Origin of the sequence: Streptomyces gottesmaniae (assembly GCF_031845845.1) — a bacterium.
Classification (GTDB): domain Bacteria; phylum Actinomycetota; class Actinomycetes; order Streptomycetales; family Streptomycetaceae; genus Streptomyces; species Streptomyces akebiae.
The window spans coordinates 60,687-75,362 of record NZ_JAVRFJ010000038.1; the positions used below are offsets into that span (position 1 = coordinate 60,687).

General features: G+C 72.7%; 14 protein-coding genes. 8 read left to right on the top strand and 6 right to left on the bottom strand.

Features of this window, described 5'->3' with window-relative positions:
* The first annotated feature begins 196 nt into the window (after positions 1-196).
* Both RM704_RS34120 and fxsA read left to right on the top strand, forming a co-directional pair.
* Positions 197-994 carry a polyprenol monophosphomannose synthase gene (locus RM704_RS34120; RefSeq protein ID WP_033532522.1) on the top strand — a complete coding sequence of 266 codons (798 nt, stop codon included), beginning with the start codon at positions 197-199 and terminating at the stop codon, positions 992-994.
* Between the two features lie 46 nt (positions 995-1,040).
* Positions 1,041-1,640 carry an FxsA family membrane protein gene (gene fxsA, locus RM704_RS34125; protein WP_033532521.1) on the top strand — a complete coding sequence of 200 codons (600 nt, stop codon included), beginning with the start codon at positions 1,041-1,043 and terminating at the stop codon, positions 1,638-1,640.
* A gap of 248 nt (positions 1,641-1,888) precedes the next feature.
* On the opposite strand, the gene RM704_RS34130 is transcribed toward fxsA, so the two are convergent.
* From RM704_RS34130 to yczE, 4 genes are all read right to left on the bottom strand, one after another.
* On the bottom strand, positions 1,889-2,263 hold the full coding sequence (locus tag RM704_RS34130; RefSeq protein WP_003977404.1) for an RNA polymerase-binding protein RbpA: 375 nt from the start codon (positions 2,261-2,263) through the stop codon (positions 1,889-1,891).
* Positions 2,264-2,541: 278 nt separating this feature from the next.
* Positions 2,542-3,906 carry an MFS transporter gene (locus tag RM704_RS34135; RefSeq protein ID WP_033532520.1) on the bottom strand — a complete coding sequence of 455 codons (1,365 nt, stop codon included), beginning with the start codon at positions 3,904-3,906 and terminating at the stop codon, positions 2,542-2,544.
* 41 nt (positions 3,907-3,947) lie between these two features.
* Positions 3,948-4,715: a glycerophosphodiester phosphodiesterase family protein gene (locus RM704_RS34140; RefSeq protein WP_033532519.1), complete on the bottom strand. Its 768-nt coding sequence runs from the start codon at positions 4,713-4,715 to the stop codon at positions 3,948-3,950.
* Positions 4,712-5,458 (bottom strand): membrane protein YczE, encoded by a 747-nt coding sequence (gene yczE, locus RM704_RS34145; protein WP_192829883.1) that lies wholly within the window; start codon positions 5,456-5,458, stop codon positions 4,712-4,714. The genes RM704_RS34140 and yczE overlap by 4 nt, the downstream gene beginning before the upstream one ends.
* A 63-nt stretch (positions 5,459-5,521) precedes the next feature.
* Here yczE and RM704_RS34150 point away from each other — a divergent pair, with 63 nt between their 5' ends.
* Entirely contained in the window at positions 5,522-7,018 is a 1,497-nt protein-coding gene (locus tag RM704_RS34150) for an SCO1417 family PLP biosynthesis transcription factor (protein ID WP_033532517.1), read from the top strand.
* Positions 7,019-7,129: 111 nt separating this feature from the next.
* On the opposite strand, the gene RM704_RS34155 is transcribed toward RM704_RS34150, so the two are convergent.
* Both RM704_RS34155 and RM704_RS34160 read right to left on the bottom strand, forming a co-directional pair.
* Positions 7,130-8,680 (bottom strand): membrane protein, encoded by a 1,551-nt coding sequence (locus RM704_RS34155; protein ID WP_033532516.1) that lies wholly within the window; start codon positions 8,678-8,680, stop codon positions 7,130-7,132.
* Positions 8,681-8,717: 37 nt separating this feature from the next.
* Positions 8,718-8,912, bottom strand: a complete 195-nt coding sequence (locus RM704_RS34160; protein ID WP_005485586.1) for a hypothetical protein — start codon at positions 8,910-8,912, stop codon at positions 8,718-8,720.
* Positions 8,913-9,183: 271 nt separating this feature from the next.
* On the opposite strand from RM704_RS34160, the gene RM704_RS34165 reads away from it, so the two are divergent.
* The 5 genes from RM704_RS34165 to RM704_RS34185 all read left to right on the top strand — a co-directional run bounded on the left by RM704_RS34165 (position 9,184) and on the right by RM704_RS34185 (position 14,638).
* Entirely contained in the window at positions 9,184-9,576 is a 393-nt protein-coding gene (locus RM704_RS34165) for an ankyrin repeat domain-containing protein (RefSeq protein ID WP_033532515.1), read from the top strand.
* Positions 9,577-9,878: 302 nt separating this feature from the next.
* Positions 9,879-11,297, top strand: coding sequence for a HEAT repeat domain-containing protein (locus RM704_RS34170; protein ID WP_033532514.1), 1,419 nt, complete (start codon positions 9,879-9,881; stop codon positions 11,295-11,297).
* Between the two features lie 139 nt (positions 11,298-11,436).
* Positions 11,437-12,561 (top strand): glycosyltransferase family 4 protein, encoded by a 1,125-nt coding sequence (locus tag RM704_RS34175; protein ID WP_033532513.1) that lies wholly within the window; start codon positions 11,437-11,439, stop codon positions 12,559-12,561.
* Entirely contained in the window at positions 12,558-13,745 is a 1,188-nt protein-coding gene (locus RM704_RS34180; RefSeq protein WP_052146613.1) for a glycosyltransferase, read from the top strand. The genes RM704_RS34175 and RM704_RS34180 overlap by 4 nt, the downstream gene beginning before the upstream one ends.
* On the top strand, positions 13,742-14,638 hold the full coding sequence (locus RM704_RS34185) for an SGNH/GDSL hydrolase family protein (RefSeq protein WP_311591867.1): 897 nt from the start codon (positions 13,742-13,744) through the stop codon (positions 14,636-14,638). Before RM704_RS34180 ends, RM704_RS34185 begins: the two co-directional genes overlap by 4 nt.
* Positions 14,639-14,676 lie beyond the last annotated feature (38 nt).

Below are 14,676 nucleotides of genomic sequence, written 5' to 3' on the forward strand. Positions count from 1 at the left end.
CCGCAGCGACGGTCCCGCACCCGTGGCCGCCTCGCCGAGCGTGCGAGGTCTTCTTCGGCGGCGCGCAGGCTACACAGAGCGCGCTCCCGCACACCCCCTGTTGACCCGACACCCCTCTGGACACCGTCCGACACTCCATCGCAGGCCGCGGCCACTATGGTGGTCCCCTGCGTACGGAGGACTCGAAGGGGCAGCAGTGAACGACGGCGACGGGACCCTCGCGGCTCAAGGCCAGGAGAGGCGGTTCGGCCCGCTCGGCACGGCCTTGGTGATCATCCCGACCTACAACGAGGCGGAGAACATCAAGGCGATCGTGGGCCGGGTGCGCAAGGCCGTTCCCGACGCGCACGTGCTGGTGGCCGACGACAACAGCCCCGACGGCACCGGCAAGCTCGCCGACGAGCTGGCCGTCGAGGACGATCACGTCCAGGTGCTGCACCGCAAGGGCAAGGAAGGGCTCGGCGCGGCCTACCTCGCGGGCTTCCGCTGGGGCATGGAGAACGGCTACGGCGTCCTCATCGAGATGGACGCCGACGGCTCGCACCAGCCCGAGGAACTGCCGCGGCTGCTCACCGCGCTCAAGGGCGCCGACCTCGTCCTCGGCTCCCGCTGGGTGCCGGGCGGCCGCGTGGTGAACTGGCCCAGATCCCGCGAGTTCATCTCCCGCGGCGGCAGCCTCTACTCCCGTGTCCTGCTCGACGTCCCCGTCCGTGACGTCACCGGCGGCTACCGGGCGTTCCGCCGCGAGACCCTCGAAGGGCTGGGCCTCGACGAGGTCGCCTCCCAGGGGTACTGCTTCCAGGTCGACCTCGCCCGCCGCGCGATCAAGGCGGGCTACCACGTCGTCGAGGTGCCCATCACCTTCGTCGAGCGCGAGCTGGGCGACTCCAAGATGAGCCGCGACATCCTCGTCGAGGCGCTGTGGCGGGTCACGGCGTGGGGCGTGGGGGAGCGGGTCGGCAAGGTGCTGGGACGGGACGGCAAGAAGGCGTGATCATCCCCTTATCCCGTGCTGAGCCTGGGCCAGGCACACTGGGAGCATGACGACAGGCGTTCCGTCCTCGACGCACCCCGCCCGGCCCCGGCGTTCCCGGCTGCGCACGTTTCTGCCGCTGGGCGTCGCCGCGTGGCTGGTGCTGGAGATCTGGCTGCTCACGGTGGTCGCGGGCGCGGCCGGCGGGTTCACGGTCTTCCTGCTGCTCGTCGCCGGTTTCGTCGGGGGCTCGGCAGTGGTCAAGCGGGCCGGGCGGCGGGCGTTCCGGGCGTTGTCCGAGACGCTGCAACAACAGCAGGGCGGGGCGGCCGATCCCGGCACCGGCTCTGGCTCCGGCTCCGGGAAGAGTGAGGGCAACGGTTTCCTGATGCTGGGGGGCCTGTTGCTGCTGCTGCCGGGGCTGGTCTCGGACGCGGTGGGGCTGGTGCTGCTGATTCCGCCGGTGCAGAAGGCGTTGGGACGCTATACGGAGCGGACCTTCGAGCGGAAGATCCGTGAGGCCGGTGGGGGGACCTTCGGGGACGCCTTTCAGCAGGCGCGTATGCATCGGCCCGACGGGAAGGTCGTGCAGGGGGAGGTCATTCGGGACGACGCTGGTGCCGGGGAGCAGTCGCCGGAGGGGCCTCGTCCTCCGCTGGATCGCTGAAGCGGGTCCTCGCCCCGCCACCTTACCCGTCCCGTCCCGTACTCGAGGGGGCTGCGCCCCTTCGACTTCGACCCCGGCTGATCGTCCGGTGGGGGTTCTCTCGCGCAGTTCCCCGCGCCCCTAGCGGGCCGGCCTGCGGCCCCTTGGGGTCCCGACGTACGCATGCCGATGACCGCGGGCGCCGTACATGATCGTACGGCGCCCGCGGTCATCGGTTGCGCTGTGTGCCCGTCCGGCCCCCGCAGGGGTCAGGCGGACTTGCGGCTGTCTCGCGGATGTACCGCGATGTTCATCGCGCCGGAGCGGAGAACCGCCAGGCGCTCTTCGAGGACCTCTTCGAGCTCCTCACGGGTGCGCCGCTCCATCAGCATGTCCCAATGCGTACGCGCGGGCTTGGCCTTCTTTTCCTCAGGGCCGTCGCCGTCCACGAGGAGTGCCTGGGCCCCGCAGACCTTGCACTCCCACTCCGGCGGAATCTCCGCCTCGACCGAGAAGGGCATCTCGAAGCGGTGCCCCTTCTCGCATGCGTACTCCACGGCCTGGCGCGGAGCCAAGTCGATGCCGCGGTCCGTCTCGTAGCTGGTCACCACGAGGCGCGTGCCGCGAAGAGCTCGCTCACTCATGAATCGTGCCTCCCGGGCTTGTCGCCCACAGGACAGGTGTCGCTGTCGTCGTCATCCGGTCAACGTCCGGTCGGCGGTAAAGATTCCCGTTCCGTGTCCCGTTCCGGGTAGTGCGTCGCCGTCGTAGCCGCAGCCTTGTCAACCAGTGCAGTACCCACCGGCGCCCGGTTTGTCACATCTGACAGCAGATGTCACCCAGCGTTTCGGCATCTTTGACGCGCAGTAACGGTACGCCTGGCAGGCCAAACGCGTACACTACAGCCCTTTCGCCTCCAGCGCTAAATCCTGTCCGGCACGGGATTGCCCGCGTCGCTGATCGCCCGGCGCACGGGGACCCTCGTGAGCAGGGCGAACCCAAGGACGAAGAAGGCCACCAGCGAGATGATCGCGTCTCGATAACTTCCGGTCAGCTGATAGGTCACGCCGAACAACAGCGGGCCCAGCCAGCTCATGCCGCGGTCGCTCATCTCGTAGGCGGCGAAGTACTCGGCCTCCTTGCCGGGCGGGACGAGATGGGAGAAGAGGGAGCGGGACAGGGCCTGGCTGCCGCCGAGGACCAGGCCGATGCCCGAGGCAAGGACGAAGAACCACAGCGGGGCGTTCGCGGGGAGGAAGTAGCCGGCGGCGAGGATCAGGGTCCAGGCGACCAGGGAGCCGAGGATCGTGCGCTTGGCTCCGTAGCGCCGGGAGAGCCGCCCCATGCCGAGGGCGCCGCCCACCGCCAGGACCTGCACCAGCAGGACCGCCACGATGAGCGTGGACTGTTCCAGGCCGAGTTCTTCGGAGCCGTACACCGAGGCCTGGGAGATCACCGTCTGGATGCCGTCGTTGTAGACGAGGTAGGCGAGGAGGAAGCTCAGGGTCAGCGGGTGGCGCCGCATGTCACGGACGGTCGCGGCCAGTTGACGCAGCCCTGGGGCTGTCGCTCCTTCGGCGCCCGCGGACTTTCCGGCCGGGCGGCGCCGGTCGCGCAGGCGGTTCAGCGGGATCAGGGTGAAGGCGCCCCACCACAGGCCCGCCGAGGCCAGACAGATGCGGACGGCCATGCCCTCGGAGATGCCGAAGGACTCGTGGGCCGTGAAGAGGATCAGGTTCGCGACCAGCACCAGGGAGCCGGCCGCGTAGCCGAAGGCCCAGCCGCGGGAGGAGACGGCGTCGCGTTCCTCGGGCGGTGCGATCTGGGGCAGGTAGGAGTTGTAGAGCATCATCGCCACGGACTGCGCCGCGTTCGCCACCACCAGCAGGGCGCCGCCGAGCAGATAGCGCTCGCCGTCCAGGAAGAACATCCCCGCCGTCGCGGCGGCGCCGACATAGGCGGTCGCGGCCAGGAGGGGCTTCTTGCGGCCCGTACGGTCGGCGGCCGCGCCCACCAGCGGCATGATCACCACGGCCAGGATCACCGACAGGGAGACCGAGTACGCGAAGAAGGAGCCGGCGCGGACCGGTATGCCCAGTGGGTGGACGTAGCCGTCGGTGTCGGCGGCGGCCTTGGCGACCTCGGTCAGATAGGGGCCGAGGAACACGGTCAGGACGCTGGTCGAGTAGACGGAGCAGGCCCAGTCGTAGAAGTACCAGCCGCGCTGTTCGCGCCGTCTGCCCGCGGCCTCGTCGGCCGCGTCCGTCCGCACGGTGTCGGTGCCCACCCGTGCCCCTCGCTTCCCCGTGAACGGGCCGCGCGAGGGTGTCAGACCCAGGTCCCCCGGTCCTCCAGCACCTTGCGCAGCGTGTCGATGTGATCGGTCATGATGCCATCGACGCCCAGGTCCAGGAGCCGGTGCATGCGTTGCGGTTCGTTCACGGTCCAGACGTGCACCTGCAGCCCGCGCGCGTGGGCCGCCCGTACGAAACGGTGGTCGACCACGGGCACTCCGGCGTGCGACTCGGGCACCTGGGCGGCGACCGCCGAGCGGCGCACCGTGGCGGGGACGCCCCACGACCGCAGCCGCAGCGCCAGCACGCCGCTCGTGCCGTACGAGGTGGCCAGGCGCGGACCGGCGAGGCGCTGGGCGCGGGCCACCCGGGACTCGGAGAAGGAGCCGACGCAGACCCGGTCCCAGGAGTCGGTACGGGCGATCAGATTGAGCAGCGGGTGCAGCGCGGGCTCCGCCTTGACGTCGACGTTCCAGCGGACGTCGGGAAACTCTTCGAGGAGCTCCTCGAAGAGGGGGACCGGCTCGACGCCCGCCACGCGCGCGTCGCGGATCTCCCTCCACGTCAGGTCGGCTATCCGGCCGGCCCCGTCGGTCATCCGGTCCAGGGTCGCGTCGTGGAAGGCGGCGAGCTTGCCGTCGCGCGTGGCGTGGACGTCGGTCTCGATGTAGCGGTAGCCCGACTCCACCGCCCGCCGGAACTGGGCCGTGGTGTTCTCCAGGCCGTCGGCCGCCCCGCCCCGGTGGGCGAAGGCGATCGGGCCCGGGTGGTCGAGGTAGGGGTGGCGTATGAGGGCGGTCACCCGGGCAGTATGGCTCGCCTCGATGGACCGGTGGCAACGACCGTGCTGCCGGATTCCGAGGGCACGGCGAACACCCGCAGGAAGAACTGGGCGAGGGGGCCTATACAGAGGGCGTAGAGCAGGGTGCCCACCCCGACCGTGCCGCCGAGGGCGAAGCCGCCGGCCAGCACCGCCACCTCCACAGCCGTCCGCATCAGCCGGAGCGAGCGGCCGGTACGCCGGTGCAGCCCGGTCATCAGGCCGTCACGCGGGCCCGGGCCGAAGCGGGCCGCGATGTAGAGGCCGGTCGCCGCGCCGTTCAGTACGATCCCGGCGGCCAGCAAGGGGATGCGTACGACCATGGTGTGCGCCTCCGGCACCAGCGCCAGGGTGGCGTCCATCGCGATGCCCACCACGAAGACATTGGAGACCGTGCCGAGGCCCGGGCGCTGGCGGAGCGGGATCCACAGGAGCAGCACCACCGCCCCCACGACGATCGACACCACCCCGATGGTCAGCCCGGTCAGCTCCGCCAGGCCCTGGTGCAGCACGTTCCAGGGCTCCAGCCCGAGACCGGCCTGTACGAGGAGCGCGGAGCTGGCGCCGTACAGCGCCAGACCGATGTAGAGCTGGACCAACCGGCGAGCTCGATGCCGCTGGGCGGATGCCCGCGCGTCCTGTCGTGGGTCCTGCTGTGGCTGGTGCGGTGGCTCGTGCTGTGCGGGCAAGACGTTCCCCCTGGTGGTGCCGGTGGCCTGACGCATGACACTCTGTGGCTTGAAGAAAGTTGGCATCCATGGCCAATTCGCGGAAGGTGGACTGGAATCATGGCGCAGTGGACTTCGGCGGTCGGCGCGGCGCAGCTCGCGCGGCTGCTCACCTCGCAGCAGGAGCGTCCCGCCGGCCCCGGCACCCGCCGCCCGCCCGCCTACCGTGCGCTCGCCGACGGGATCCGTCTGCTGGTGCTGGAGGGGCGGGTGCCCGTCGCCGCCAGGCTGCCCGCCGAGCGGGAGCTGGCGCTCTCCCTCTCCGTGAGCCGTACGACCGTCGCGGCGGCCTACGAGGCGCTGCGCACGGAGGGGTTCCTGGAGTCCCGGCGGGGAGCGGGCAGTTGGACCGCGGTACCGGCGGGGAAGCCGTTGCCCGCGCGGGGCCTGGAGCCGCTGCCCCCCGAGGCGCTCGGCTCGATGATCGACCTGGGCTGTGCCGCCCTGCCCGCGCCCGAGCCCTGGCTCACCCGGGCCGTGCAGGGCGCGTTGGAGGAACTGCCGCCCTACGCCCACACGCACGGCGACTACCCGGCCGGACTGCCCGCCCTGCGCTCCATGCTCGCCGACCGCTACACCGCGCGCGGTATTCCGACGATGCCCGAGCAGATCATGGTGACCACCGGCGCGATGGGCGCCATGGACGCCATCTGCCACCTCTTCGCGGGGCGCGGTGAGCGGATCGCGGTGGAGTCGCCGTCGTACGCCAACATCCTGCAGTTGATGCGGGAGGCGGGGGCGCGGCTGGTGCCGGTGGCCATGGCGGACGGGCTCGCCGGCTGGGACATGGACCGGTGGCGTCAGGTACTGCGGGACGCGGCGCCCCGACTGGCGTACGTCGTCGCCGACTTCCACAACCCGACGGGGGCGCTCGCCGACGAGGACCGTCGGCGGGGGCTCGTCGACGCGGCTCGGGGCGCCGGGACGGTGCTCGTCGCCGACGAGACGATGAGCGAGCTGTGGCTCGACGACGTGAAGATGCCGCGGCCCGTGTGCGCCTTCGATCCGGCGGGATCCACGGTGATCACGGTCGGGTCGGCCAGCAAGGCGTTCTGGGCGGGGATGCGGATCGGATGGGTGCGGGCGGCGCCGGATGTGATCCGGAGTCTGGTCGCGGCTCGGGCGTACGCGGATCTGGGGACACCCGTGTTGGAGCAGTTGGCCGTGAACTGGCTGATGAGCACGGGGGGTTGGACGCAGGCCGTGGGGGTGCGGCGGGAGCAGGCCAGGGGGAACCGGGACGCCCTGGTGGCCGCGGTGCGCCGGGAGCTGCCGGACTGGGAGTTCTCGGAGCCTCGGGGTGGGCTGACGCTGTGGGTCCGCACCGGGGGGCTGTCCGGCTCGCGGCTCGCCGAGGTGGGGGAGCGGGTGGGGGTTCGGGTGCCGTCCGGGCCTCGGTTCGGGGTGGACGGGGCCTTCGAGGGGTATGTGCGGCTGCCGTTCACCGTGGGGGGAGCGGTGGCCGAGGAGGCGGCGGCCCGGCTGGCGGCGGCGGCGCGGTTGGTGCGGGACGGGGCGTCCGGCGGAGGCGAGGGGCCGCGGACGTTCGTGGCGTGAGGGTCCGGTGGCGGCCAGTCGTGCCGCCAGGGGACGGCGCGGGTGGGGAGCGGGGAGGAAGCCTGCGGCGGGGACGGTCGTGCGCCTGGGACCGGACGGGACGTGCTGGGCTCAGGTCTCCACCGGGGCCGTCTTGGTGAGGGCGTCCGCCGGGGTCGTGTGCGGTGGGAGCAGGTCGAGGACCGCCTGGCGGTGGGGTTCGGGGGTGATGTCGTCGTAGGGGTCCGGGGTGGTGGGCACCTGGAGGCGGAGGGCGGGGGCGAGGCCCAGGCGGGCGTAGCCGCGGCCCGGAGGCATGTCCGGGGTGGGCGTGGTGGGGGGTGCGGCACCCAGCACCGTCTCGACCTGCTCGGGGGAGGCGGGACCCAGGACGACACGCGCGCGGGTGTGCTGACGTACCGCCTCCGTGAGGGCGTCCAGGTGGTCGAACTGTTCGGTGATCACGACGGTGACGTCGACCGCGCGGCCGTGCCTGAGGGGGATCTGGAGGTGGGACTGCGGGTCGGGCCGGCCCTCGGCCGCGGCGAGGTGGGTCAGCACGCTCGGGCGGTCCAGGAGGAGCCAGAGGGGGCGGCGGATGTCGTCCGGCGCCGGACGGCCCGCCTGGCGGGCACGGTTCGTGGCGATCAGCCGGCGCTCCGTCTCCTGGGACGCCCACTCCAGGCTCGCCAACGCCCCCGAGAGCCCGTTCTCCACGGCGAGCACCCCGTCGCGGCCGGTCAGGCACGCGTACTCACCGCTGCCGCCGCCCTCGACGATGACGACGTCGCCGTGCTGGAGCGCCTGGAGGGCGATCGAGCGGAGCAGGGTCGTGGTGCCGCTGCCGGGTTCGCCCACGGCCAGCAGATGAGGTTCGGTGGACCGGGCGCCGGTGCGCCAGACGACCGGCGGCACATCCCGCTGCTCCTCCCCGAAGGAGAGGGGCAGGGTGCGCTGGACGTGGGTCTCGTCGGTGAAACCGAGGACCGTCTCGCCCGGTGCCGTCACGAACCGCTGGGCGGCGATGTCGGTGGCGAGCGGGGGGAGGACGGCGACGGTGAGCTCGTTGCCCTCCTCGTCCCAGGTGAAGCGGTACTCGCGGCCGCGTCCCGCCTTGGTGTGCAGCAGTTGCTCGATGCGCGCGCGGGCCTCGGGATCGCCGTCCGTGAAGTACGCCGGGTAGCGGATCAGCAGATGGCAGACCCGGCCGGTGCCGTCGAACGCGTAGGTGGGGAAGGCCTTGTCCCAGGCCCCGCCGTGCGCGTAGAGCGGTTCGGGGTCCTCGGCGGCCGAGAAGCAGGGGACCAGGGCCTCGTAGAGGGAGCGCAGGCGCTGGGTCTGGGACTCGTCGGGGCCGGGCGGCTCGGCGGCTGCGCTCCCGCGGCCCGCCCAGGCTGCCGCCGCCATCAGGGCGATGACGGCGAGCAGCAGGCCGTACGGCACCAGGGTCACGACCAGGACGATCGAGGCCGCCAGGAAGAGCAGTGACCCGCGACGGTCCTTCGGGGTCTCGGCCCATCTGCGGCGCCCGGCGGCGACCAGCCGGCGCAGTCCACGCGTGATCGTGATCAACGGGTGGAGGACGTCGGTGGCGCCGTCGGCCGCAGTCCGGGCCAGCTCCCGGCTCCTGGCGAGGTGCGCGCCACCGGTGCTCAGAATGCGGGGGAGGGGGACCCGGGCCACGGCTGTCTCCTGGGGGTGCGTGCGGAAGGGGGGCGGGTCAGAACTTGATCCCACCGAGGAGGCTCGCGAGGCTCTCGCCGCCCGCTGTGATGCTCGGGGCGATGCCCGTGCTGGCGAGGTAGAAGCCGAAGAGCGTGACGACGATGCAGTGCGAGGCCTTCAGTCCGTCCTTGCGGAAGAACAGGAAGACGATGACGCCGAGCAGGACGACGCCTGAGATGTTCAGGATCATTTGGGCTCTCCTGGTTGATGGGGACAATCACCATGAGTTCTTCCAAGGTCACAGCATGTATCCATACTATAAAAGGTGCATATGGGTGAAATTCCAAAGATTTCGCCCTGGTGGCCGAATCGGCGTTGGGCCGTCCGAGCTGGGCTGTTGCGCGCGGCGGGACTCGGTGTGATCTTTGCCTCGGCTCTGTCCCCTGATGTGCGCTTCGAGCCAGTACCCTGGCGATTCACCCGTTCGGCTCGAAGCGCGTATGTGAGAGGTGGTCCCGGCGATGAGCGAAGCCCCCGACCCGGAGGTCGTGGAGCTGGCGACCAAGATCTTCGATCTGGCCCGGCGGGGCGAGACCGAGGCGCTCGTGGCGTACGTCGACGCGGGTGTGCCGGCCGACCTCACCAACGACCGCGGCGACTCGCTCGTGATGCTCGCCGCGTACCACGGTCACGCCGACGCCGTACGGGCCCTCCTGGCCCGCGGCGGGGAGGCCGACCGCGTCAACGACCGCGGCCAGACCCCTCTCGCGGGGGCGGTTTTCAAGGGCGAGGAGAGCGTCATCCGGGTCCTCCTGGACGGCGGGGCCGACCCGGCCGCGGGCACTCCGAACGCGGTCGACACCGCCCGCATGTTCGGCAAGACGGAACTGCTCGAACTGTTCGCAGCACACTGAGCAACACGTTCTGACCAGGCAAAACACGAAAGACGGGGGAGGCGGTACGGGGCCGCCGGAAATTTCGGTCGCGGCAGCGAGAACCGCCGGGTCATCATGACGTCGTGATTCACGGACATGATGGCTGGGCAGGTGTTGCCGCACCGCGTGGGCCGTGATGCGGTCCACATGGGCCACCGACGAGAGGCAGAGGAAGATGGTCTTCAGCAAGCAAGAGACGGCGGGCGCTCCGACGTGTGGTCACGCGGCCAGGTAATGCAGGATTCCCGGTTGCGTCGACGCTTGATGTGAGGCTGTTTCCCATGTTCGAACCGGTCATAGCGCCCAGCGGTACGCTGCTCGGCCTGCTGCAGCGGGGCCGCGGCGACGGCACCCTGCACGCGCTCACCGCCCCGCGGGCCGAGGCGCTCGCGGCACTGAACCACTGTGTGCTGAGCGACCCCCGCCACGACTGGCAGGTGGAGAACCGCTCCCTGTACTACGCCCGTCTCTACCTCGATCTGAGCGGCGAGCTCGACGAGATCGAGCGGCACCTCTTCGACGCCGAGGACGTGCTCGACACCGACGAGTCGCGCACCGGGCTGGCCCTCGCGGTCCTCGGGCACCTCGCCTCGTACGGCAGGCGGGACGCGCTCGAACTGCTGCGCAGGTACGCCGCCGTGGGCACCAGCTGGGCCTGGGCCCTGGACGAGTTGGCCCTCAGGGACGACGACGAAGGGCTGCGCTCCCTCGCCGAGCCCGTCCTGGCCCGCTTCCCCACCGATCCGGAGGGCGAGGCCGAGCTGGCCGCCACCGTCCGGGACGCCTTCGAACCACGGCCCTGGCGGCTGTGGGCCGACGATCCCCGCGAGGCGATCGCCACCCGCGTGCGTGCCGCCCAGGAGACGGGCTGTTTCGACCGCTGGCAGCGACAGATGCGGCCGAGCGGACCCCGGCCGGGGTGGAGCGTCAGGGCTGTGTTCGAGTGGGCCCAGCAGGGCATCGAACGCGGTGCGGTCCTCCATGTGCCGGCGGCCCGGTGCCTGACCGCCGTCGCGGGCCCCGAGGACCGGCCCGAGATCCTCTCCGCCGCCCGCTCGGGCGACGACGGCGCCCGTTGCACCGCGTTGCGCTACCTCGCCGACGGCAACGATCCCGACGCCCTCGACCTGATCGAGGGCGCCGTGACCGACGGCACGGCGATGGTCGTGGAGGCCGCCGTCGACGCCTTCGAACGGATGCGCAGTATGGCCGCCGTCGACCGGGCACGCGGCTGGGTGCACCGGCCCGATCCGCTCGGCGCCGCGGCCGGACGGATGCTCGCCTGTCTCGGTGGGGCCAAGGACAGCGACCTGGTCCTCGGCGCACTGCGCGAGGCCGTGCGCGGCGAAGGACCGGACGCGACGACCCTGTGGACGCTCGTCGACGGCGCCGGACGCCTCGGCATCGTCTGCGCCGCGCCCGTCCTGCGCCACATCTACCGCGAGACCGCCTCCTCCCACCTCCGTGGCCGCGCCGCCCGAGCGCTCGCCGCCACCGACCCTTCCTTCGCGGCCGGCTTCGCCGTCGAGTGCCTCTGGGACTGCGAAGAGACCACCCGCGAGATCGCCGCCCGGCACGCCGAGACGGGAGACACGCGAGTCGTCGAACAACTCCGCAGGCTCGCCGCCGACCCGGCCGAGGAGGACGACGTCCAGACAGCCGTTCGCAGTCGAATCGGTCCTGACATGCCCGCAGTGTGAACATCCGGCGACCCGGAGGTCAGGGGGGCATGGACACGGCCTGACCTGGACAGGTGTGCAGCGCAACGCTCATGGGACGTTCCCCGCGCGGAAAGATCCACGTTGACGCGGCCACGTCCAGCCCGAGGACAACACGGGTATGCGTGTCGTCATCGTGACCGAGTCCTTTCCCCCCGATGTGAACGGCGTGGCCCACTGCGCCCTGCAGACCGCGCGGCACCTCGTCGCGCGGGGGCACGCCCCGCTCGTCGTGGCCCCGGCCACCGCCCAGGGGGCCGGAGCCGACCTCCAGGCGCCGTGCCCCGTCGTCCGCGTCCCCTCCCTCCCGCTCCCGGGCTACCCCCAGGTCCGCGTCGCCCTGCCCAGCCGCCGGGTCGCCGCGGCGATCGTCGAGCACCGGGCCGACATCGTCCACCTGGCCAGCCCCTTCGTCCTCGGCGTGCGCGGCATGGCGGCCGCCGCCCGTCTCGGTGTCCCCGCCGTCGCCATCTACCAGACCGACCTCGCCGGATACGCCCGCACCTACGTGCACGCCGGTGAGGCGGCGGCCTGGCGCCGCATCCGCTCCGTGCACGCCGCCGCCGACCGCACCCTCGCCCCGTCCAGCGCGGCCCTGCGCGACCTGGAGGCACACGGTGTGCCCCGGGTCAGCCTGTGGCCGCGTGGTGTCGACACCGTCCGGTTCCGCCCCGACCTGCGCGACGAGGCGTGGCGCCGCGAGCTGGCGCCGAACGGTGAGCTGATCGTCGGATACGTCGGCCGTCTCGCGCCCGAGAAGCAGATCGAACTGCTCGCGGGAGTGTGCGGTCTGCAGGGCGTGCGGGTCGTGGTCGTGGGCGACGGGCCGAGCGAACCCGGGCTGCGCGAAGCCCTGCCGGGGGCTGTCTTCCTGGGCCGCCGCACCGGCGACGAACTCGCGCGGATCTTCGCCTCGTTCGACGTCTTCGCCCACACCGGGCCCTTCGAGACCTTCTGCCAGACCGTGCAGGAGGCCATGGCCAGCGGGGTGCCGGTGGTGGCTCCCGCCGCCGGGGGCCCGCTGGACCTCGTCGCCCACGGGCGCACGGGGCTCCTCGTCCCGCCGCGCGACGCGGCCGCCGTACGCGATGCCGTGTGGTCGCTCGCCGCCGACCCGGCGCTGCGGGCCGCCTACGGGGCCGCCGGACGGGCCATGGTCGAGGGACGCACCTGGGCGGCCGTCGGCGATCAGCTCATCGGGCACTACGCCGACGTGCTGACGGCGCGGACGGCGGTGGCGGCATGAGCGGGGCCGCTGTCGAGGGGGCACCGAGGGACGGTGCCCGGACGGGGCTGCGGATCGTGCGGCTCGCCAACTTCGTGGCTCCCTCCTCGGGGGGTCTGCGGACCGCCCTGCGGGAGTTGGGACGGGGGTACGAGGCGGCCGGGCACGAGGCCGTGCTGGTCGTGCCCGGCCAGCGGTACACCGACCGCGCGACCGAGCAGGGCAGGGTGATCACCCTGCCCGGACCGCTGCTGCCGGGGACCGGCGGCTACCGGGTTCTCACGGACAAGGGACGGGTGACCCGCCTCCTGGAGTCGCTGGGGCCCGACCGGCTGGAGGTCTCCGACCGGACCACGCTGCGCTGGACGGGGAAGTGGGCGCGACGGGCCAGGGTGCGCGCGGTGATGGTCTCGCACGAGACCGCCGACGGCGTGCTGCGGACCTGGGGGCTGCCGGAGGGCATGGCCCGGCGGGCGTCGGACGCCCTCAACGTCCGTACGGCCCACACCTACTCGCGGGTGGTGTGCACCACCGAGTTCGCCGAACGGGAGTTCGTACGGATCGGAGCGCGCAACGTCGTACGGGCGCCCCTGGGCGTCGACCTCGTGGGACGGCACCCCTCCCTGCGCGACCGGGGGCTGCGGGAACGGCACGCGCGCGTGGACGAGGTCCTGCTGGTGATGTGCTCCCGGCTGTCCGTGGAGAAGCGGCCCGGCACGGCCGTCGACGCCCTGCAGGCGTTGCTCGCGCGCGGGCGGCGGGCCGTGCTGGTCGTCGCCGGGGACGGGCCGCTGCGCGGCAGGCTCGAACAGCGGGCCAAGGGGCTGCCGGTGACCTTCCTGGGGCACGTGGGCGACCGCGAGACCCTGGGCGCGCTGCAGGCCTCCGCCGATGTGGCCCTGGCCCCCGGGCCCGCCGAGACGTTCGGGCTGGCCGCTCTGGAGGCCATGGCCTGCGGTACGCCCGTGGTGGCCAGTTCCTCCTCCGCGCTGCCGGAGGTCATCGGATCGGCCGGCGCCACGGCGGCCGACAACGGGGAGTCCTTCGCGGACGCCGTCGAACTGCTGCTGGACCGGTCCGAGGGCGAACGCAGGGAGGCGGCACGCGCGCGTGCCGAGTGCTTCGGCTGGGGGACCGCGGTGGACGCCTTCCTCGCCGCGCACGACGCGACCGTCGGGCGCCCGGTGCGGGAGGGCGTGGGATGAGAGCCCTGCGGTTCGTGGCCCTCGGCGACTCCCTCACCGAGGGCGTGGGCGATCCCGTCGCAGGCGGCCGGCGGGGCTGGGCCGCGCTGCTCGCCGAAGGGCTCGGAGCGGACGGGGGGCCGGGGGAGGGGCCGGGCGTGGGCCTGGGCGCGCGGCCGGGCGTGGAGTTCGTCAACCTGGCCGTCAGCGGCTCCCAGACGCGCGACGTCCTGGACCGGCAGCTGTCCGCCGCGCTCGAACTCCGTCCGGACGTCGCCTCGGTCGTCATCGGTGTCAACGACACCCTGCGGTGCACCTTCGACATCCACGCCGTCACCGCCCGCCTCGACGTGGTCTACGGGGCCCTCCGGGAGCGCGGGGCGGTGCTGCTCACCGCCTGTCTGCCCGACCCCGGGGCGATGCTCGGCCTGCCCGGGGCGCTCGCCAGGCCCCTCGCCCGACGGCAGCGGGCCGTCAACACCGTCGTGCACGCCCTGTCCGAGCGCCACGGAGCCGTTCATCTGCACGCCTCGGAGGGCGCCTGGCTGACGGACCGCGCGATGTGGAGCGCGGACCGGCTGCACCCAGGCGAGCGGGGGCACCGGCAGCTCGCCCTCCGCTTCCACGCCCTGCTCACCGAGGCGGGGATCGCCCTCGGCCCCGCGCCCTCCGCCGAGCCCGAGTTCGCGGCACCCGGCCGCGGCGCCGGCCTCTGGTGGCTGGCCACCGCGGGCACCGGCTGGGTGGCCCGGCGCTGCACGGACCTGCTGCCGCAGCTCCTGGCCCTCGCCGCCGCCGAGGTACGCCACAAGGCGCGCGGCACCAGCGCCCGGCTGGACCTGTCCGCCTCCCACGCGGTGGCCTCGGCCCTGGCCGCGCTGTCCGCCCCCGAGCAGCGGCCGGAGCCGGCGTGAGGCGCCCCGGCACGACCGACCCGACGCCGCGCGCCGCC

Coding starts and splice junctions, on each gene's coding strand:
- fxsA (WP_033532521.1), top strand. CDS start 1,041: ATGACGACAGGCGTTCCGTCCTCGACGCACCCCGCCCGGCCCCGGCGT.
- RM704_RS34130 (WP_003977404.1), bottom strand. CDS start 2,263: ATGAGTGAGCGAGCTCTTCGCGGCACGCGCCTCGTGGTGACCAGCTAC.
- yczE (WP_192829883.1), bottom strand. CDS start 5,458: ATGCGTCAGGCCACCGGCACCACCAGGGGGAACGTCTTGCCCGCACAG.
- RM704_RS34150 (WP_033532517.1), top strand. CDS start 5,522: ATGGCGCAGTGGACTTCGGCGGTCGGCGCGGCGCAGCTCGCGCGGCTG.
- RM704_RS34160 (WP_005485586.1), bottom strand. CDS start 8,912: ATGATCCTGAACATCTCAGGCGTCGTCCTGCTCGGCGTCATCGTCTTC.
- RM704_RS34165 (WP_033532515.1), top strand. CDS start 9,184: ATGAGCGAAGCCCCCGACCCGGAGGTCGTGGAGCTGGCGACCAAGATC.
- RM704_RS34170 (WP_033532514.1), top strand. CDS start 9,879: ATGTTCGAACCGGTCATAGCGCCCAGCGGTACGCTGCTCGGCCTGCTG.
- RM704_RS34175 (WP_033532513.1), top strand. CDS start 11,437: ATGCGTGTCGTCATCGTGACCGAGTCCTTTCCCCCCGATGTGAACGGC.
- RM704_RS34180 (WP_052146613.1), top strand. CDS start 12,558: ATGAGCGGGGCCGCTGTCGAGGGGGCACCGAGGGACGGTGCCCGGACG.
- RM704_RS34185 (WP_311591867.1), top strand. CDS start 13,742: ATGAGAGCCCTGCGGTTCGTGGCCCTCGGCGACTCCCTCACCGAGGGC.